This is a genomic window from Lysinibacillus sp. CNPSo 3705 (genome assembly GCF_028674935.1).
GTDB lineage: Bacteria > Bacillota > Bacilli > Bacillales_A > Planococcaceae > Lysinibacillus.
On the sequence record NZ_JAQZSD010000036.1, the window covers coordinates 24,597 to 43,549 of the forward strand.

General features: G+C 36.9%; 21 protein-coding genes. 17 read left to right on the top strand and 4 right to left on the bottom strand.

The window, feature by feature from the left end; genetic code table 11:
• Positions 1–13: 13 nt before the first annotated feature.
• The 5 genes from PVA17_RS15600 to PVA17_RS15620 all read left to right on the top strand — a co-directional run bounded on the left by PVA17_RS15600 (position 14) and on the right by PVA17_RS15620 (position 4,379).
• The gene (locus tag PVA17_RS15600; protein WP_132363623.1) at positions 14–445 is read left to right on the top strand and encodes a protein-tyrosine phosphatase family protein; all 432 of its coding nucleotides are present in this window, start codon (positions 14–16) and stop codon (positions 443–445) included.
• Between the two features lie 130 nt (positions 446–575).
• On the top strand, positions 576–2,258 hold the full coding sequence (locus PVA17_RS15605; RefSeq protein WP_274068200.1) for a hypothetical protein: 1,683 nt from the start codon (positions 576–578) through the stop codon (positions 2,256–2,258).
• Between the two features lie 248 nt (positions 2,259–2,506).
• A complete protein-coding gene (locus tag PVA17_RS15610; protein WP_132363619.1) occupies positions 2,507–2,710 on the top strand; it encodes a PLD nuclease N-terminal domain-containing protein in 204 nt (67 codons plus the stop codon).
• The gene (locus tag PVA17_RS15615; protein WP_274068201.1) at positions 2,707–3,600 is read left to right on the top strand and encodes an ABC transporter ATP-binding protein; all 894 of its coding nucleotides are present in this window, start codon (positions 2,707–2,709) and stop codon (positions 3,598–3,600) included. The genes PVA17_RS15610 and PVA17_RS15615 overlap by 4 nt, the downstream gene beginning before the upstream one ends.
• The gene (locus PVA17_RS15620; RefSeq protein WP_274068202.1) at positions 3,597–4,379 is read left to right on the top strand and encodes an ABC transporter permease; all 783 of its coding nucleotides are present in this window, start codon (positions 3,597–3,599) and stop codon (positions 4,377–4,379) included. The genes PVA17_RS15615 and PVA17_RS15620 overlap by 4 nt, the downstream gene beginning before the upstream one ends.
• Before the next feature lie 110 nt (positions 4,380–4,489).
• Here the strand turns inward: PVA17_RS15620 and PVA17_RS15625 are convergent, their stop codons facing one another.
• On the bottom strand, positions 4,490–5,143 hold the full coding sequence (locus PVA17_RS15625; protein ID WP_274068203.1) for a GAP family protein: 654 nt from the start codon (positions 5,141–5,143) through the stop codon (positions 4,490–4,492).
• 615 nt (positions 5,144–5,758) lie between these two features.
• Here PVA17_RS15625 and PVA17_RS15630 point away from each other — a divergent pair.
• The gene (locus tag PVA17_RS15630; RefSeq protein ID WP_274068204.1) at positions 5,759–6,472 is read left to right on the top strand and encodes a CBS domain-containing protein; all 714 of its coding nucleotides are present in this window, start codon (positions 5,759–5,761) and stop codon (positions 6,470–6,472) included.
• An 18-nt stretch (positions 6,473–6,490) separates the two neighbouring features.
• On the opposite strand, the gene PVA17_RS15635 is transcribed toward PVA17_RS15630, so the two are convergent.
• Complete coding sequence (locus tag PVA17_RS15635) at positions 6,491–7,216, bottom strand: DUF421 domain-containing protein (protein ID WP_371873283.1); 726 nt, start codon at positions 7,214–7,216, stop codon at positions 6,491–6,493.
• A gap of 118 nt (positions 7,217–7,334) precedes the next feature.
• On the opposite strand from PVA17_RS15635, the gene PVA17_RS15640 reads away from it, so the two are divergent.
• The gene (locus PVA17_RS15640) at positions 7,335–8,540 is read left to right on the top strand and encodes an MFS transporter (RefSeq protein ID WP_132363609.1); all 1,206 of its coding nucleotides are present in this window, start codon (positions 7,335–7,337) and stop codon (positions 8,538–8,540) included.
• 37 nt (positions 8,541–8,577) lie between these two features.
• On the opposite strand, the gene PVA17_RS15645 is transcribed toward PVA17_RS15640, so the two are convergent.
• On the bottom strand, positions 8,578–9,264 hold the full coding sequence (locus PVA17_RS15645) for an adenine nucleotide alpha hydrolase family protein (RefSeq protein ID WP_132363607.1): 687 nt from the start codon (positions 9,262–9,264) through the stop codon (positions 8,578–8,580).
• Positions 9,265–10,022: 758 nt separating this feature from the next.
• On the opposite strand from PVA17_RS15645, the gene PVA17_RS15650 reads away from it, so the two are divergent.
• From PVA17_RS15650 to PVA17_RS15695, 10 genes are all read left to right on the top strand, one after another.
• Positions 10,023–12,437 carry a Na+/H+ antiporter subunit A gene (locus PVA17_RS15650; protein WP_274068205.1) on the top strand — a complete coding sequence of 805 codons (2,415 nt, stop codon included), beginning with the start codon at positions 10,023–10,025 and terminating at the stop codon, positions 12,435–12,437.
• Positions 12,424–12,846 carry a Na(+)/H(+) antiporter subunit B gene (locus PVA17_RS15655; RefSeq protein WP_132363603.1) on the top strand — a complete coding sequence of 141 codons (423 nt, stop codon included), beginning with the start codon at positions 12,424–12,426 and terminating at the stop codon, positions 12,844–12,846. Before PVA17_RS15650 ends, PVA17_RS15655 begins: the two co-directional genes overlap by 14 nt.
• A 3-nt stretch (positions 12,847–12,849) precedes the next feature.
• Positions 12,850–13,188, top strand: coding sequence for a Na(+)/H(+) antiporter subunit C (locus tag PVA17_RS15660; RefSeq protein ID WP_132363601.1), 339 nt, complete (start codon positions 12,850–12,852; stop codon positions 13,186–13,188).
• Entirely contained in the window at positions 13,181–14,686 is a 1,506-nt protein-coding gene (locus PVA17_RS15665) for a Na+/H+ antiporter subunit D (RefSeq protein WP_274068206.1), read from the top strand. The genes PVA17_RS15660 and PVA17_RS15665 overlap by 8 nt, the downstream gene beginning before the upstream one ends.
• A complete protein-coding gene (locus tag PVA17_RS15670) occupies positions 14,686–15,168 on the top strand; it encodes a Na+/H+ antiporter subunit E (protein WP_142509620.1) in 483 nt (160 codons plus the stop codon). Before PVA17_RS15665 ends, PVA17_RS15670 begins: the two co-directional genes overlap by 1 nt.
• Positions 15,168–15,452 carry a Na(+)/H(+) antiporter subunit F1 gene (locus tag PVA17_RS15675; RefSeq protein WP_049663615.1) on the top strand — a complete coding sequence of 95 codons (285 nt, stop codon included), beginning with the start codon at positions 15,168–15,170 and terminating at the stop codon, positions 15,450–15,452. The genes PVA17_RS15670 and PVA17_RS15675 overlap by 1 nt, the downstream gene beginning before the upstream one ends.
• Positions 15,430–15,789 (top strand): Na+/H+ antiporter subunit G, encoded by a 360-nt coding sequence (locus PVA17_RS15680; protein ID WP_248717651.1) that lies wholly within the window; start codon positions 15,430–15,432, stop codon positions 15,787–15,789. Before PVA17_RS15675 ends, PVA17_RS15680 begins: the two co-directional genes overlap by 23 nt.
• A gap of 262 nt (positions 15,790–16,051) precedes the next feature.
• Positions 16,052–16,849 (top strand): transporter substrate-binding domain-containing protein, encoded by a 798-nt coding sequence (locus tag PVA17_RS15685; RefSeq protein ID WP_274068207.1) that lies wholly within the window; start codon positions 16,052–16,054, stop codon positions 16,847–16,849.
• 84 nt (positions 16,850–16,933) lie between these two features.
• On the top strand, positions 16,934–17,593 hold the full coding sequence (locus PVA17_RS15690) for an amino acid ABC transporter permease (protein ID WP_132363591.1): 660 nt from the start codon (positions 16,934–16,936) through the stop codon (positions 17,591–17,593).
• The gene (locus PVA17_RS15695) at positions 17,586–18,308 is read left to right on the top strand and encodes an amino acid ABC transporter ATP-binding protein (RefSeq protein ID WP_274068208.1); all 723 of its coding nucleotides are present in this window, start codon (positions 17,586–17,588) and stop codon (positions 18,306–18,308) included. Before PVA17_RS15690 ends, PVA17_RS15695 begins: the two co-directional genes overlap by 8 nt.
• 77 nt (positions 18,309–18,385) lie before the next feature.
• Here the strand turns inward: PVA17_RS15695 and PVA17_RS15700 are convergent, their stop codons facing one another.
• The gene (locus PVA17_RS15700; RefSeq protein ID WP_274068209.1) at positions 18,386–18,856 is read right to left on the bottom strand and encodes a hypothetical protein; all 471 of its coding nucleotides are present in this window, start codon (positions 18,854–18,856) and stop codon (positions 18,386–18,388) included.
• Positions 18,857–18,953 lie beyond the last annotated feature (97 nt).

Here is an 18,953-nt window from a genome sequence, read left to right on the forward strand (position 1 = left end):
GAGCGTGCATACAATGGAGAAAAATTACGATGTATTAGTGAAGGATCGATTATTCTTTGGCGGTGCAAAAGATGCAGATTTAGCTTTTGAACAAGAAACGGTTGATATCGTGATTGATGTTCGAGTAAATGGCTTATCTAAAGAGGAGCAAGAAGCGGCTTCATATGCGTACAAGCATATGCCAATTGCAGATGAGGACATAGAAGTTGCACCATCAATTGAAAAAGTTACGAAAGAAATTGTTTCTGCCTATGAGAATGGACAAAAAGTGTACTTCCATTGCGGAAGCGGGGGAGGTCGCGCAGGAGTGGCTGCCACTGCTGTATTAATGGAGCTTGGCATGGCCAATTCTCTAGAGGAAGCGGAAGGGGCGGTAAAGAAAGCCCGTCCACAAGTAACAATTCGTCCAAAAATGGCAGATGCTTTGCAGAAGCTATACAAATAAAAGAGAAGATGTACCAATAGTTTTTTCAACTTTGGTACATCTTCTTTTTTATAATAAATTGGTTTATTTTTGAAAATATCATTCACTTTTATGTATGTAAGTTAAAAATACAAATTTAGGAGTGAATCAATTGACTACATTTACACCCTTACAAGAGGCTCAAGCCTTTACTGAAGCTTTTCTATTGTCTAACGAGCAGGTATCTGTAAACCATCCTTATAAGAAGGATAAAGGCCGATATCCACGAGTGCGGAAATTTTTCCAAAATCATTTATTAAATGGTACGAATGATGCTTCCACCTATCAACAAGGTGTTGGGCAATTAATGATGTTCTGTGCCCAGTTCGCTCAACAAAAGGCATTGGTTGGAGAGCGTGATGCCGTTTACAAAGAAGTGGTTAATACTGTTATTCCTAAACTTTTGAAAAGAACATATAATTTCCCGTCAATCAATCCATTAGCAGGCTTTATTTATCTTGGTGTAGCGATGCTTAAAAAATTGGATGAGTCTCAAAGCGATGTATCACTTTCTAATGTAGATGAGTTGTTAGATCGATACCGAGACTATTTTGCTAATGAAGTATTAAGTTCTAAAGAAAACTATTCTTTAATGTATCATCGGACTCCGTCTGCTTGGACATATAATGACTCAGAAAAAGCGTACCGTTTTGCTACTGGACCATATTCGGGCCAAATAGGATACTGGATAACTACCGCAGATTTATCCACAGATCCTCAAAAAAAATACTTAGAGATGCCAACAGTTCTTGATAGCTCAGGACAAGTTTCTTTTGCTGGTATTCAACCAGGAACAAGTGATAAAGATTATATAGATCACCATTCCTATTTCAACACTAAAAACGAACGATTTATTCTTAACGAATCGCTAAATACAATTGCATTATGGATGGCGGCACATGTTTATGATGTAAAAGTGAATAAAACTGGGGCTTCATTAAATCCTGCATATAACTTGAAAAATGCAATCAGAGATGTTCTTAGCTATACTCATTGGGGTTCAAATACGTTAGTTGCTAATGATGCTAAAGGGTGCTTCCAACAAGAGCCATTTAACGATGCATTAACTGCTAAAAGAGTTCTGCCGGTTCATGGATATTCCGAAGTAAACTTAACGAATAATATGCTGCGATCTCGATTTGATTCTCCGGCATATAATACATTTGCAATAACATTCTTACAGATCTTTGCAAGCTTGATTGAAAATCCAACAGTTTCATCATGGTACAATCTTGTACCAAATTCAGATTCAGATTCTGGAATTATGGTAGTTCAGATGATTAATACTTACCAAGATATATTTACAAACTATTCAATTATTAAAAATACTTTAATAAATAATTCGATTAGCCAAGCTAAATATTGGGGTATGTACATTCCAGAAAACGCAATGTTAGGTTCATCCGAGTTGATTAAAAATCCATGGCAAATACCTAATAAGGGCGAGGGGATCAATCAAGCTATGGTCGGATTGTTCAATGTTTATCCTGGATTCGCAGGTCAAGGATTTACAAGTATTAATAAAATCGGGGAAGCAATTAAACTCCAGCTTGAAGTTGGTCAAGCATTACATGGTCAAAATGCCTTCCCATCACACGGTCGTTCAGGTCTTTGGGATTTAGCTCGCTTAGATATATTAGCCGATGCTTCAAATACAGATGGAACTGTTAGCTCGGCTACAGACCTAACTACTACTGATAAAGAATCTCCAAACTGTGCTGGAGCACGTCGCACATTCTACACTTTAGCAATGGCGTTAGCAGTCGATGGTTGTAAAGGTTTTGAGTCGAATTAATGCATACCCGATTTAAGTAGAAGAAACATATGGATGATATTTGTTAAATTGATTAGAGTGACGGCTAAGTGACTTCCTGGAGATCAGCGTTACGGATGAGATCTTGTAGCGCAAGCGATACGACTCATTGGACGCCCCGAGAAAGTGCTTAGCCGGATTATTTTTAACAGCCGATACATAAATTTGTGCTATACACATTAGAACAGATTTTGTTATAGTGATAATATAACAAAGATGAGGTGAATTATATGATGGAGGAATTAGCGAAAGTTCCATGGGCAGTCATCGCACCACTAATAGTCGTTCAATTTATTTTAATGATTGTAGCTTTAGTTGATTTACGGAAAGTCCATGCAACAAATGGCCCTAAAGTTTTATGGGCGCTTCTTATTATTTTTACAAATATTATTGGATCGATTGCGTACTTTATAGTTGGGAGAAAACAATCATGACGATATTACTTCAGGTAGCAGGACTTACAAAGCAATTTGCAGAAAAGGTAGTTGTGGATGGGATTGAGTTCTCTTTAGAAAAAAATACATCGACAGCTTTAATTGGACCTAATGGCGCTGGCAAAACAACGACATTATCGATGCTAACAGGTTTATTAAAACCAACCTCCGGAAGTGTAAAAATGCTAGATGGTCATTTAAGAGCTAATATAGGTTTCTTGCCACAATATCCGCAATTCTATCCTTGGTTAAGTGCGTTAGAGTTTACTGAAATGGCGGCAAAGTTAAATGGTGTGCCAGCAAAAAAAGCACAAGCAGAAGCCAAAAAAACACTTGAGTTTGTAGGTCTCGGTAATGATTTAAATAAGAAAATTTCTACGTTTTCTGGTGGCATGAAGCAACGGCTTGGCATTTCCCAGGCAATTGTTCATAAGCCTAAATTACTGTTATTAGATGAACCTGTGTCTGCATTGGATCCAGTAGGTCGTAGGGAAGTTCTTGATTTATTGAAGGGCTTACAGCAGGAAACGACGATTTTATATTCGACACATATTTTAAATGATGCTGAGGAGATGACAGATCAATTACTGTTTTTACGTGATGGAAAGCTAGTAGAGCAGGGGACATTGCGTGAAGTTCGACAACGTTTCGAAGAATCAAATTATGTTGTAGAATTTAGCACTGAAAAAGAAGCACAACTTTTTGCCAGTCAATCTGAACTTATAGGAAAAGCTAAGGGCAGTTATGTATATATAGAAATTATTGATGAACAACCAAGTATGCAGGGGTTGCTTCAACATTTGAGTAGTTGTCCTTATGAAATACGAAAAGTAGAGCGTCAAACAGCATCGCTTGAAGAGATTTTTATGAAGGTGGCGAGAAAGATATGAGAGGATTTACTGTACTACTTCAAAAGGAATTCAGAGAAGCTTGGCGAAGCTGGAAGTTTTTATGGATACCTCTTGTATTTGCTTTGCTCGGTATGAGCGATCCACTGACGAACTATTATATGATGGATATTTTAAATGCTGTTGGTAACGTACCAGAAGGCTTTGAAATGTTGATGCCAGAATTAATGCCAGTGGATCTATTACAAGCTTCTATTGGACAGTTTCAGACGATAGGTTTACTCGTATTAATGGCAATTTTCGTAGGCACCATAAGTAAAGAAAGAGCAAGTGGAATGGCTACTTTATTGTATGTCCGTCCAATATCGTTCGGCGCTTATTTTATGAGTAAATTTATCGTCATGAGTACTGTTGGCCTTGTTAGTATATTAGCTGGTTTTACCGCGAGCGTATACTATACGGTCGTGCTTTATGGGACATTTGAGATAGGGACACTTATAGCAAGCTTTTTTACGTATTTTTCTTGGCTGCTCTTTGTGATAGCCGTGACATTAATGATGAGTGCAACTTTTAAAACAGTGGTAGCAACAGCATGTGCATTTGCTGTCATATTTATTGGGCAAATACTGGATGCTTTAGTTGGGACATTTTGGACGATATCACCGTGGAAATTACCGGTATATGGTGTTCAATTAATGAGGGGCACGATGGAGATGTCGGATTATTGGTGGAGCCTATCTATTACATTAGTTATCACCATAATTTGTATGGGTATAGGAATTTTGACAATGAAGAAAAACGTATCGATGACGAAAATTTAAAGGAAGTATGGAGGTAAAAATCCGCGTAAACTTTTAACATAGGGCACGAGCACTAAAACCAGCGGCACTATCGATTCAAAAACTATAGCGGATTTTTACTATATTACTTTTTAAAGCATACGAGCATTCATCAGCAAAATAAGACCGACGAAAAACATTGCCCATGAAAGAGCAGAACTTGTGCTTTTATCAAAAAGCGCTTGTATTTTTCTTAACGGCTTATTCATAAAGCGTTTGAACAGTATGTGTAAGCAGAGTAATAGGATCGCTGGCGTAATCATTATTAGGTTATATCCCGCTATGATGGGCAACCATTCGTAAAAGGCTAAATGATTGCTCGTTAAAATACCTATTGCCGCAAAATAGGGTAAAGCTGTTGCCACTTCTAAAAGAGAAGTCGTAAATCCTAAAGCAATCATTGCCCCTATACTAAACGATTTCGGCTTAGGAGATCCCGATGTTTTTTTCTTTGGTACTAACCAACTTCCGACAAATAATATCGCCCCTACAATTATCATTACTAATCTAGCAGATTGATTATTTAATGCACTTGCAATTGGATCAAAAATAACATCTAAGCCAAGCATCAAAAAAATACCGGTACTAAAATAAAATAAAACCACTGTCGTTAAATAAGTTAATAGCAGTCGACTTTGTTGTTTTTTTGCCACAAGCAATACATATACAGTCACACCGATTATAGCAGGGCTCAACGTATCTAATATAGCTAAGACACCAATTACCGATAACGTCTCTATACTCATTGTTGGAGATCACCTTCTTTTAACTTCGTATATCGTAAAAGCATGTTCAATAAAATGTATGAAAACTTCCTCTAACGGATACAATTCAATTTGTTCAGACTGTAAAGAAAATTTCTTTATTCACGTTTAATAATGCGTTGCACTGATTCTGATCCGCATTATAATTCCTTCAATCGATCTAATAGATTCTATTCTAAAGATTGTGGATCCTTCTGTTTTGGCTGTCGGCAATAATAGACCAATTTCTTTATCATAACGCAGTGTCCGAACGATGAATGACAAGAAAAAGCAAATCCCCCTTTTTGGTTATTACCAATATTATACATACTAATCCAATAATATTCAAAAAACTTCGCATAAATTTCAAGTAATCTAGGTATACTTGTTTATCTTCTTTTAGCAGGTGTTTGGACACTGTCAAAAAGTAGATAAATAAATAGCTCGACGCCTCCAGGAAAGTGCACAGGCAGAACGAAAATCAACCCCACGTTATGGCAACAAGGCTATATGATGTAATTACTTATCTTGGAATATCCATAACTTAGGAATATAATGGAGCTATGAAACAGAATTTGTCTAATAACTCGGAAAATATGAAAATATAAGTAGGAGGAAGTGGAAAAATTGGCTACAGAAAATTCCGATCGCTTTCTTACAGCGTTTAATCGGATAGATCATAGGTTAAGAGATATTGTTGGCGCAAAGGACTTTATGCCCTTTTATCGTCTTATTGATCAAGCGAAGAAAAAGGAAGTACTAGTTCGTAAATACGAAGACGATTTGCGCTCGTATGCAGATTTACGAAATGCAATTGTTCATCATCGCACATCATTAGAGTATGTCATCGCTGAACCACATATAGATGTTGTGGAAAGAATTGAATATATAGATGCAACACTTGCAAAGCCAACACTTGTTGGCCAAATGTTTCATAAAAAAGTATTAGTTTTTCAGGAAAGAGATTCATTAAAACATGTCTTAAAAGTTATACGTCATCGTAAATTTACACAGTTTCCCGTATATCATAAAGATCAATTTAAAGGGCTTGTAACGACAGTAGGAATTACAAATTGGCTAGCTACGATGATGGGAGGCGATCAAATACCTAAGAAAATTCCGTCTTTACATGATATTTTGATACATGAAAAAAATAAGGTGAATTATAAATTTGTGAGTAGATACATAACGATTTACGAGGCCGAAGATATTTTTAAACAAGGTGTGGAACGGGGACGTCGCTTTGAAGCTTTATTAATAACGGAGCATGGTAAACCACATCAAAAACTAATCGGCATTGTTACACCATTAGATATTGTAAAAATAGATTAAGCAAGACGAGACAAGCTGTTAAGAGCTTGATCGTCTTGCTTTATCCTTCATGCTTATATAGAGGGAGCCGTTTGTTTGAACCTGAGCAAAATAAACATCCTCAACGGCTTGGACATTTTGCTTTTTCAGCTTTTTCATAAGCCAATCTTCAGTCAATTCAAGTTCAACTAAATTTTCATAAATAACCTTACCGTCAGAAAGCACTTCTGTTGGTATATAGGTTGGCGGCGTAACATCAGCTTTAACATCTTGCTTTGTAGCCGGTTGCTCAGCGGGTCTTGGTAACACACTTAATTTACCCGTCGTTTCAAGTAATGCATATTGGACATCTTGTATTGAGAATATGGCCTGTTCCCGTAGCATCATCGCTAACTCATCCATATGCAGACGATTTTTCTTTAAGGCGGACTCTAAAATAATTCCGTTTTGAATTAGGATTGTTGGCTTGTCATCAACAATTACACGAGCTTTTTTAGATTTAATAGTAATGATAGTCATAATATAAGTTAAGATGCTCCACCAAATGAGGGCAATAAGGCCATCTAAAAAGGGTGTTTCAGCCTGTGCTGCTATTTCAGAAGCAATGGAACCGAATGTGATACCTGTTGTATAGTGGAAGAAGGTTAGTTGCCCAAGCTGTTTTTTTCCTAGTAATCGGGTGACGATGAGTAGAGCAAAGAAGGAAAGTGTTGCCCTAAGTATCATTTCCCAAAAATCGGCTTTAAAAAATTCGTCTATATTCATACATAAATCACTCCCTTAAAACTGCTATTTTCAATGAATAGCTTGTGCAAAAAGGACAATTGTATGCGACGATCTCTTATAATGAAAATTTACAAAGATTAGAAAGGGAGGTGGCGGTATGAATAAACAAAATGGGAATTTAAACAATCCAGTCTATCCAATTATGATTGCAATAGCTGTTGCCCATCTTATCAATGATACAATGCAAGCTGTTATTCCAGCGATGTTCCCGATATTGAAGAGTGATTTAGGGCTAACTTTCACGCAAATAGGTCTTATTTCGTTCGCATTAAATATGTTTGCTTCTGCTCTGCAGCCTGTTGTTGGTTTTGCTAGCGATAAAAAGCCGATGCCTTACGCACTCCCGATTGGGATGGCAAGCTCATTTATAGGCATTGCTATTATAGCGTTCACATCACAATATTGGATAATTATTATTGCAGTATTATTTTTAGGGTTTGGCTCAGCTATTTTCCATCCTGAGGGTTCTCGTGTTTCATTCATGGCAGCTGGCTCGAAAAGAGGACTTGCTCAATCAGTTTATCAGGTTGGAGGAAACTCTGGGCAAGCACTTGCACCACTAATTAGTGCTTATATTTTTGATATTTTTGGGCAACGTGGTGCAGCAATTGTCTTAGTAGTGGCAGCAATAGGTATTGTTTTATTGAGCAAAATTGCAGCGTGGTATAGAAAGCAGCTAGAGCAAGAACGTATAGCAAAGAAAAAACGAGTATTAGTTTCGAACTTGCCTCCATTAACAAAGAAACAAGTAGGTATTGCGTTAACGTTACTGTTTACGATTATTTTTGCGAGATCATTTTATACAACGAATATTACAAGTTTTTATGTGTTTTATTTAATGGATCATTATGATGTTAGTCTTCGTCTTGGACAAATATTAATTTTCACCTTTATGGCCTTTGGCGTCGTTGGCACATTTTTCGGAGGTTCATTATCCGATCGAATTGGTAGAAAAAACGTAATTTTACTGTCCGTTGTTGTGCCAATGCCATTTTGTTTGGCATTGCCTTATGTACCGTTATGGGCAGCAATGATATTTTTAGTGATTATCGGTACACTCATTATGATTAGCTTCTCAGTAACAGTTGTCTATGCACAGGAGCTTGTTCCAACAAAAATTGGAACAATGGCTGGTTTAACAACTGGTTTTGCTTTCGGAATGGGCGCAATCGGTGCGATGGTAATTGGTGTATTAATGGATCATAGGGGTATTGATTTTACGATGATGGTTGTATCTTTGCTCCCTTTATTATTACTAGTAGCATTTTTCTTACCTAAGGATAAACCAGCTTCGGCGGCGTAAAATAAACGCGTTCTCAAGTTTGAGAAACGCGTTTTTATTATTGGCGTAATGGAGATAAAAATTCAGCCGGAAGTTTTTCTTTATCTAGTACATAGCCCTCTGATATGTGAACTTCATGCATTTTATCGTTGTAAGTAAATTTAAAAATACCATTATCAAAGTCAGTGCCAATCTCTTTGAAAAATATACCTTCAATTGATACATATTTAGGACATGTAAATGCTACTTTAAAATCTTCGTGTTCTTGGATTAAATAAGCACGTACACCTTTTTCGTATGTATCGTTCGCATCGTCGTCAGTTGGACGTTGGACAGCTACAATGTGAAAATCAACAAAAGGAACCTCTTTTAGTAAGACGTTTAAGAAGGAACCCTTTGTAATCTCTTCCCAGCGACTTTGTGCACTTTGGCCTACAATAATTTGGGAGATTCCGTAATTTTTTGCCACTTCTGCAATAACCTTTTGGATGGGGCGCTTCTCATTATCTTGTAATATGAACTTTTCAATTTCAAGCTCATCAGATAACTTTTTCCATTGCTCAATGTAGCTAGATTTCTCTGCATCAAATGCATCAAGGGGTTGCGAATCGACCGAAAGAATATAGAGCGGACAATCTAACATTGTAGCCATTTTATGACCACGTCGTATTAATCGCTCACCGTTAAGTCCATAGTAGACACAAACTAATATACTTTCGTCTAAACGCCCTTTTACATGCTTCATAAAAATTAACACCTCTTATCTTGTCGTTATTTTGTCATTTTTACAGTCGATTTTGAAAAAAATAGCCTAAAACAGCAAAAATCGATACTGATACAGTGCATTATGCTCATTTATATTGTATACTAAAAAACGTATAAAAGTTAATGATAATATATTGGGAAAACCTTGAGGAAACTGGGTTATCTCTATACTTTACAGTTATTTGAATTATGCATTCCGTACATTTAAGCCAATTGCCTCTATATGCCACACTATTATGCAGTTAGTTAATTAGTTAGTCAAGTGACTTGGTAAAACTATAGTGACATGGATAGTGTGTACATATTATCTCTCAAAAAGTCGTGCCATTTTCTAAAGGCTTTAAGGCAATACGTTATCGGTATTTAGGCTTCTCAGTAGAAAAAGTTCATAGCCTGAAAGACTCCCCTTGTTTTATGCAGTGTAATCACCAGAAACTTTTTCCCTGTATAAATTGAGCTAGATCTTTACCATTTGTTTTCCGATTCAAGGAGTACACACTTTATTACATGAATCAAATTTCAAGAGAATTTCTAATATGTTAGTTAGCTTTATTCATTTTTAGTGAGTTTTTTTAGGATCTCCAGCAATTGTTAAATTTTTGTGCGTGAAGCATATAAAACAGTAGTAACTTCAGTAGATTTGGGAATACTTTATTATCGGTTATTTTCTCATATACACAGTTTTTTCGCACCATATCATACAGTTGCTGAACGAAATTGTTAGTAGGAGGTTTTCACTTGGTTACAGTTCTCTTTGCGATTCTTTTACCAATTGTCTGTGCTGCACTTATTCCACTACTTTATAGGCGACTAAGGCGTGTTGCACACCTAGGCTGGTTTGTGTTATCTGTTCCATTCATCTTGTTTCTTTTACTCGCGCGCTACATTCCTCAAATTGCCGAGGGTAAAACGTTTATGCATACATATGAGTGGATTCCCTCTTTTAATATAAATTTCACAACTTATCTCGACGGACTCAGTATGATTTTTGGTTTACTGATTACGGGTGTAGGTAGTTTAGTTATTTTATATTCTATTTTTTATTTATCAACGAAAGAATCTCTTCACCATTTTTACTGCTATTTATTACTATTCATGGGCGCTATGCTTGGCGTCGTCTTTTCAGATAATTTAATGGTCTTATACACATTTTGGGAGCTAACAAGTGTGTCATCTTTCCTGTTAATTGCATTTTGGCATCATCGAAAAGCATCTCGTGCTGGTGCAAGGAAAGCTATGACAATTACCGTTTTTGGTGGCCTTTCAATGTTAGCAGGCTTTTTGATGCTCTATGTAGCTTCAGGTACATTTAGTATTCGCGAAATCGTAGCCAATGTAGGCATTATACGAGATCATACACTGTTTAGCCCAGCATTAATCCTTATTCTAATTGGTGCATTTACAAAATCCGCACAGTTTCCTTTCCATATTTGGTTACCAGATGCGATGGAGGCGCCAACACCGGTTAGTGCTTATTTACACTCGGCAACTATGGTAAAAGCTGGTATATATTTAGTTGCACGTTTTTCCCCAGTATTTGGAGGAGAGGCTGTTTGGTTCTGGCTAGTAAGTGTGATTGGCCTTCTAACATTGTTCTGGGGTTCATTTAATGCTGTGCGTCAGACGGATTTAAAGGCGTTACTGGCCTTTTCAACGATTAGTCAGCTTGGATTGATTATGAGCTTATTTGGGCTAGGATCGGTAGGTCATTATTACGGTTATGCTCCAGATACTGTTCTTTATACGCAGGCAAGCTTTGCAGCGTTGTTCCATCTTATTAATCACTCCACGTTTAAAGGTGCACTATTCATGATGGTCGGTATTGTCGATCATGAGGCAGGCACACGCGATATTCGCCGTCTCGGAGGGCTAATGGCCATAATGCCGATAACTTTCACAATTGCAGTCATTGGTGGATTTTCTATGGCAGGCTTACCTCCCTTTAATGGCTTCTTAAGTAAAGAAATGTTTTTCGCAGCGGTACTAGCGATTCGCAACGTAGAGGCATTTTCAATTGCTGATTTGGGACTACTCTTTCCAATAGTGGCATGGGTGGCAAGTATCTTTACATTTGTTTACTGTATGATTTTGATCAGCCGAACATTTTTCGGAAAACTACGGCTAGATAAGTTGGATAAAAAACCGCATGAAGCTCCGTTAGGGATGCTATTTTCGCCAATCATTCTGTGCATTTTTGTAGTTGGGATTTTCTTTTTCCCGAACGTGCTAGGGCATTATATTTTAGAGCCTGCTATGGATAGCATTTATCCAACATTCCCATCAACTAGTGAATTAACACCACATATTCATGCCTGGCATGGCATAAATGCAGAATTGTTAATGACGCTCGGTGTAATTATTATTGGGGTCATCTTATTTAAAACGTTAAAAAGCTGGAAGCCTTTGTATCGGATATTCCCGCAAAGATATACGTTTAATACGTATTACAACCGTATGATTGAGTTTAGTGAAAATAGTTCTGCGAAGCTTACTAATCGTTATATGACAGGCAATTTAACGCATTATTTTGTTTATATTTATGTATTTTTTGTTGCGCTAATTGCAGGATATTTTATTTGGTCGGATGCTAGTGCATTTAATTTTGCGAAGGATTCCACAATTGAGTCTTATGAGCTCATTTTAGTATTTGTGATGATGTTCGCCGCAGTATGGATAATTTTCGCTAAAGGACGTGTAACAGCCATGTTATTAAATGGCGTACTCGGCTATTCAATTGCATTTTTCTTTGTTATTTTCCGTGCTCCTGATTTAGCATTAACCCAATTAGTCGTTGAATCTGTAACAACTGCATTATTCCTTCTATGCTTTAAATATTTACCCGATTTAATGCCTGAAGCTTCGCGGAAAAAAAAGCAATGGTCTAAGGCGATTATATCCATTTTTGTTGGCGCCACAGTTACTTTAATTGGCTTAGCAGTTGTCCATTTTGATCGCTTTAAGCCAGTGGCTACTTACTTCAATGATTCCTACGAACTAGCGGGTGGCTCAAATATTGTCAACACAATATTAGGCGATTTCCGTGCATTTGATACGATGCTAGAAGTGGTCGTTCTTCTGATTGCAGGCTTAGGAGTATATACATTAACAAAGCTAAAGCCACGAAAGGAGGAAACGGATCATGAAAATCAATGACGTCATCTTGCGTACTATCACAAAGACGGTCGTCTTCATTATTTTAACCCTTGGTATTTATCTATTCTTTGCAGGGCATCATGCTCCTGGTGGAGGTTTTATAGGTGGTCTCGTGCTGGCCTCTGGCATTGTTCTGTTGTATTTAGCATATGACATTGAAACGGTGCATAAAGGAATGCCATTGGATTTTAAAAAAGTTGCGGCGCTTGGTGTATTACTTGCAACAGGCACAGCAATCGGCTCATTATTTTTCGATGTTCCGTTTTTAACGCAAACACATAGTTATATAAATGTACCGATATTTGGGAAAATGGGCTTTTCGACTGTAACAATTTTCGAGGCTGGCGTAGCTTTAACGGTAGTAGGTGTTGTAGTCACAATAATTTTAAGTATAAGTGAGGATGAGTAGCCAATGGAGTCTTTAATACTAGTGTTAGTTGGTGTATTAGTAGCTGTTGCGACGTACTTAATCCTCTCGAAACAGTTATTACGTGTGATTTTAGGAACTGCAGTCTTATCGCATGCGGCACATTTACTAATATTAACGATGGGTGGACTGAAAAAAGGGGATGTACCACTCTTAGAAGAATCAGAAGGTCCTTATACAGATGCTTTGCCGCAAGCATTAATTTTAACTGCAATCGTCATTAGCTTTGCAGTAACGGCGTTCGTACTCGTTCTTGGTTACCGAGCGTATAAAACGAACGATTCGGCGAATTTTGATGAATTGAGAGGTACGCCGGATGAGTAATATGATTGTCTTACCATTAATTGTGCCGGTTATTACGGCGATTTTACTTGTATTTTTACGTGAAAATGTTTTTTTGCAGCGCATTATTAGTTTATTGACATTAAGTTTTGTTGTTCTTATTAGTGTCATATTATTGCTAGAGATTCAAAAACAAGGTGTGATGCGTATTGATTTTAGTGGCTGGGCACCACCGTTCGGCATTTTATTTGTTGCAGATTCATTCGCAATGCTTCTTGTATTAGTAGCGAATATTGTCGCAGCCATTTGTTTGCTGTATGCCATTTTTTCAATCGGTAAGAGCTTTGAAAAGATGTACTTTTATCCGTTTGTCCTACTTATGGTAGCGGGAGTTAACGGTTCGTTTCTAACAGGGGATATTTTTAACTTGTTTGTGTGCTTTGAGGTTATGTTACTTGCTTCTTATGCACTTATTAGTTTAGGTGGCGATAAAGTTCAACTGCGCGAGGCGTTAAAATATGTGCTGATTAATATTGTTGCATCTTGGATTTTCCTAGTGGCATTAGCTTTTTTATATGGAACAGTTGGCACGTTGAATATGGCACATATTTCTGTCCGTGTTATGGAGGCAGGAGCTAATCCATTAATAACGACTGTGGCTCTTATTTTCTTAATTGTTTTTAGCTTGAAAGCTGGCCTCCTATTATTTTTCTGGCTTCCGGGCTCATACAGTGTACCTCCAACAGCTATAGCTGCACTTTTTGCAGCGTTATTAACGAAGGTTGGTATTTATGCACTCGTCCGCACCTTTACATTACTTTTCCCAACGAATACTGAAGTGACTCATATGGTGCTAGGAATTATGGCGGGAGTTACGATTATTGCTGGATGTATGGGAGCATTAGCAGGGCGAGATGTAAGAACAATTGCCTCTTATAATGTCCTAATTGGTGTCGGCTTTATAGTAGCTGGTCTAGCGATCGGTACAGAGTCAGCTTTACAGGGTGTAACCTATTACTTGATGCATGATATGGTAGCTAAGGCCATGCTGTTTTTAGCAGTTGGAATGATGATGTACGTTACTGGCGAAACGGTTATTGATAAAATGAGTGGGCTCATTCGAAATTACCCTCTTTTTGGTTGGTTATTCTTTATTGTCATGTGTTCCCTTGCTGGAATACCACCATTAAGTGGCTTTTTAGGGAAGGTTTTAATTGGACAAGGAGCTATTGAGGGCGGAAATTTTGTTCTACTAGGGTTAGGATTTTTATCTAGTTTAATTGTTTTGTATTCACTATTACGAATATTCCTCTCCTCATTCTTTGGAGAAACCATTATTAGTCTAGAGGATGAAAAGCCGTTACCAAAGCGTATGGTCTTGCCACTAACATTATTGGCAGCTTGTACAATTGGCTTAGGAATTGGAGCTGAATGGCTGGCTCCGTATGTAACAGATGCAGCAAAAACGCTTTACACACCATCCATCTATATTGATGCAGTGCTGGATGGTACGACGTGGAAAGGTGAGGTGAATAAATAATGGCGATGCAATTTATCTTAAATTTATTTATCGCAACACTTTGGCTCTTGTTACAAGATGAAGTTATCCCGCAGTTTTCGACATTTTTAATGGGGTTTATCGTCGGAATAGGAATTTTATATGCTATGCATCGCTTTTACGGCACGCAATTTTATTTACGACGTGTATTTTCAATCATTAAATTATTATGGCTCTTTAATTGGGAGCTACTATTATCGAGTTATAGTGTAATAAGACAAATTACTACGCCGAAACTCAATATTACGCCTGGTATATTTACGTATAAAACAGTGCTTAAAGGAGATTGGGAAATAACAGCACTTGCATTGTTGCTCACTCTTACGCCGGGCTCAGTAGTGATGGAAGTTTGTGAAGAGGGAGACATGTTTTATATTCATGCAATGGATATTGAACAATCAAAAGAAGCTGTCATTCGTTCTATAGGGAAATTTGAACAAGCAATCATGGAGGTGACACGTTAATGACTGAAAAAATTTTGCTATTGGCTCTGGCGTTATTCAGTGTATCGATTGCGTTGTCGCTGTTTCGCGTGATTCGAGGTCCTTCGTTGCCCGACCGTGCCATAGCACTGGATACAATAGGTGTTAATTTACTTTCAGCAATCGCTATCGTCTCCATTATATTGAAAACAAAGGCGTATTTAGAAGCTATTTTAATATTAGGTATTTTAGCTTTTATCGGCACGATTGCATTTACGAAATATATTGAAAGAGGTGTGATTGTTGAACGTAAATCAAATGATTGAATGGGCAGCAGTTATCCTTATATTGATTGGCTCCATTGTAAGTGTTATTAGTGCATTAGGGATGATTCGTTTGCCGGACGTTTACACACGCTCACATGCTGCAACGAAAAGTTCAACATTGTCGGTCTTAACATGTCTACTGGGTGCATTTATTTACTTTTGGGTGCATGATGGATATGTGAGTGTACGTTTAATTTTAGGAATTATCTTCGTTTTCGTAACAGCTCCTGTAGCAGGGCATTTAATATGTCGTGCAGCGTATCGCTCTCGAGTACCTTTAGCAGAAGGGTCTGGAGAGGATGAGTTGAAGGAAAAGCTATTTCCAGATGAAAAATAACATTAGTGGCGGACCCCCATTTTTGGGGGTCCTTTGTTGAATATAACTGCTGCATTTGTCTGAGTAGATTGATTTATCTGAAAATTAAGTGTAAAATGTTTTATCGGAAAATTTTTAGTTTTGCTTGATTATTACTTCAAAAGGGTATATCTTATTAGCAGATAGATTTTTTATTCTCTAAAGTGAATAAATATCCATTTGATTAATTTCGATAACGTAGATTTTTATAGACAAAAAATACAATTAAAAGGGGATCGTGAATATGAAAAACAAAATTTTTATGCTAATGCTTGTGCTAGTAATTGGTGTATTAGCAGCATGTGGCGCAAAAGATGATAAGGCAAGCGATAAAAAAACAAATGCAAGCGAAGGCACAGAAGAAAAGCAAGTATTAAAAGTAGGTACTTCATCTGATTATGCACCATTTGAGTATGTTGACGCTGCAAAAGGTGAAGACATTATTGGTTTTGATATCGATTTAATTAAATTAGTTGGTGACAAGATTGGTGCAGAAATGCAAGTTCAAGATATTGACTTCAATAGTCTAGTACCAGCTCTACAAGCAGGTAAAGTGGATGTTGTTATTTCTGGTATGTCTCCTGATAAAGAACGTGAAAAAGTTGTAGATTTCTCTGATAAATACAATCAAACAGAGCAAGTGTTTATCGTGAAAAAGGATAGTGGAATTAAAAAAGAAGCTGATTTAGCTGGTAAAAAAATTGGTGTTCAAAACGCTTCAATTCAAGAAAAATTAGGCAACAAAATTGCTACAGAAGTAGATGCAACAGTTGAAGGACGTACACGAATTCCTGAAATTATTCAAGACATGATGTCTAAACGTTTAGATGCTGGAATTGTAGAAAGTGGTGTAGCAAAAGGTTATCTTGATACGAATGATAAACTTGAGGCGTTCCTTGTTAAAGAACAACCTGAAGACTTCAAAGCAATCGCTGTTCAAAAAGGTAGCGATCTTAAAGATAAAATTAACAAAGCATTAAAAGAATTAGCTACTGAAGGCAAAATTAAAGAGCTAGAAGAAAAATGGTTAAAAGTTAAATAAGCAAGTTGGACTGCGATAGCTCTATTTCGAGCTATCGCTTATACTTTCATTTCCTTAAAAGAACCCAAGAAAGGAGGGGGCACTGTGAATTTAGATTTTACAGCTATCATTCCCTCTATTCCTTACATATTAAAAGGGATAGGTGTTACACTTCAAATTGCAATCGGTGCTTCAATCATCGGTTTTATAATTGGTATATTACTAGCGTTATGTAAAATTGGTAAAGTGAATGTTTTACGTTGGTTTGCAGATTTTTATACATCGATTTTCCGTGGCACACCGCTCGTATTACAATTAATGATTATTTACTATGCAGTGCCACAGTTATTAGATATTCAAATTGACCCAGTTCCAACGGCTATTATTGCATTTGGGTTAAACTCAGGTGCTTATATTTCTGAAATCATTCGCGCTGGTATTAATGCGGTAGATAAAGGACAGATGGAAGCGGCACAAGCACTTGGTATTCCGTATGCAAAAATGATGAAGGATATTATTATCCCACAAGCAATAAAAAATATTTTGCCATCTTTAGTCAATGAGTTTATTACATTAAATAAAGAAACAGCTGTTGTCACAGTTATTAGTGCACTTGATATTATGCGCCGTGCTTACATTGTTGGTGGTGCAACATATCGCTATCTAGAACCTTTACTATTTGCAGGTGTAATCTACTACATTATGACACTTGTATTAACGTTCCTTGGCAAACGAATCGAGAAAGGAATGAGAAAAAGTGATTAAAATTGAAGATTTACACAAATCATATGGAAAAAATGAAGTCCTAAAAGGTATTTCAACAGAAATTAAACAAAAAGAAGTAATTGCTATTATTGGACCATCAGGGTCTGGTAAATCAACATTCCTGCGCTGCTTAAATTTATTAGAAGAGCCAACGAGCGGAAAGATTACAATTGCTGGAGACGTTCTAACGGACAAAGGGACAAACATTATGAAGATCCGTGAAGAAGTCGGTATGGTATTTCAACATTTTCATCTTTTCCCTCATAAAACGGTACTTGAAAATTTAACATATGCACCGATTAATGTGAAGGGAATGGATAAGGCAGCTGCGATTAAAAAGGCTGAAGATTTATTAACGAAGGTAGGCCTATTTGAAAAACGCAATGAATATCCAAACCGTCTATCAGGAGGGCAGAAGCAACGTGTTGCCATTGCCCGAGCACTTGCAATGGATCCAAAAGTAATGTTATTTGATGAGCCTACTTCTGCTCTTGATCCTGAAATGGTAAAAGAGGTATTAGCGGTAATGAAAAATCTTGCTGATACTGGGATGACGATGTTAATCGTAACGCATGAGATGGGCTTTGCACGTGAAGTGGCTGACCGTATACTATTCCTTGATGGCGGAAAGTTAATTGAGGATACATCACCAGAACAGTTTTTCGCCGCACCATCTACCCAGCGTGCAAAGGATTTCTTAGAAAAAGTATTATAAACGACATAACGCATTTAGACTTTCTAAAAGGAGTGTCTAAATGCGCTTTTTGTTTTTGTTGAGGTATTCATTTTATTTTATCTCTTCGGGGCCCCGTAACTTTCTACGGCTATGTGTGTGTGGAAATTAGCTACAGTAGTCCTTAGCGATTCTGTGTCGCTAGGTAGTATATCAAATAATTTTTTCGAATCTTCTATTGATAATTTAGTAAACTTCGCGTCATTCTCTACCAAAATTAATTGTTCATTTGAATAAATATAAATTAAATAGTAAGAAGTCTTAACCTCTTTATTGGAATCTATAAAAGCAAAAGACATTTTATATTTTAATAACCCAAATGATGCCTCGTTTTCTTCTTCCCATTCAGCGTTATTAAGAATTTTATGTACGATTGAAACTTGGTCTTTATCTAGAATTTCTATACGTTCTTTATAATTTCCTTTGTCATCGGCTATATCCAATATAATTTTTTGGGCATTATTAGAACATCCGATACAAAAAATGAGGAGTACTAAAGCAAAAGATATTATAGTTGTATTTTTTAACAAATAAAGCACCACCTATTCATAATTTTTTAATACTTTTATTATACATGTTATTATGATGTATTTATCAGAAAATTATGATAGATTGGCTGTTTTACGA

What these genes read in the sequence shown, in the direction of transcription:
- PVA17_RS15600 (WP_132363623.1), top strand. Translation starts at nt 14, where the DNA reads ATGGAGAAAAATTACGATGTATTAGTGAAGGATCGATTATTCTTTGGC.
- PVA17_RS15610 (WP_132363619.1), top strand. Translation starts at nt 2,507, where the DNA reads ATGATGGAGGAATTAGCGAAAGTTCCATGGGCAGTCATCGCACCACTA.
- PVA17_RS15615 (WP_274068201.1), top strand. Translation starts at nt 2,707, where the DNA reads ATGACGATATTACTTCAGGTAGCAGGACTTACAAAGCAATTTGCAGAA.
- PVA17_RS15620 (WP_274068202.1), top strand. Translation starts at nt 3,597, where the DNA reads ATGAGAGGATTTACTGTACTACTTCAAAAGGAATTCAGAGAAGCTTGG.
- PVA17_RS15625 (WP_274068203.1), bottom strand. Translation starts at nt 5,143, where the DNA reads ATGAGTATAGAGACGTTATCGGTAATTGGTGTCTTAGCTATATTAGAT.
- PVA17_RS15635 (WP_371873283.1), bottom strand. Translation starts at nt 7,216, where the DNA reads ATGAATATAGACGAATTTTTTAAAGCCGATTTTTGGGAAATGATACTT.
- PVA17_RS15640 (WP_132363609.1), top strand. Translation starts at nt 7,335, where the DNA reads ATGAATAAACAAAATGGGAATTTAAACAATCCAGTCTATCCAATTATG.
- PVA17_RS15645 (WP_132363607.1), bottom strand. Translation starts at nt 9,264, where the DNA reads ATGAAGCATGTAAAAGGGCGTTTAGACGAAAGTATATTAGTTTGTGTC.
- PVA17_RS15655 (WP_132363603.1), top strand. Translation starts at nt 12,424, where the DNA reads ATGAAAATCAATGACGTCATCTTGCGTACTATCACAAAGACGGTCGTC.
- PVA17_RS15660 (WP_132363601.1), top strand. Translation starts at nt 12,850, where the DNA reads ATGGAGTCTTTAATACTAGTGTTAGTTGGTGTATTAGTAGCTGTTGCG.
- PVA17_RS15665 (WP_274068206.1), top strand. Translation starts at nt 13,181, where the DNA reads ATGAGTAATATGATTGTCTTACCATTAATTGTGCCGGTTATTACGGCG.
- PVA17_RS15670 (WP_142509620.1), top strand. Translation starts at nt 14,686, where the DNA reads ATGGCGATGCAATTTATCTTAAATTTATTTATCGCAACACTTTGGCTC.
- PVA17_RS15675 (WP_049663615.1), top strand. Translation starts at nt 15,168, where the DNA reads ATGACTGAAAAAATTTTGCTATTGGCTCTGGCGTTATTCAGTGTATCG.
- PVA17_RS15685 (WP_274068207.1), top strand. Translation starts at nt 16,052, where the DNA reads ATGAAAAACAAAATTTTTATGCTAATGCTTGTGCTAGTAATTGGTGTA.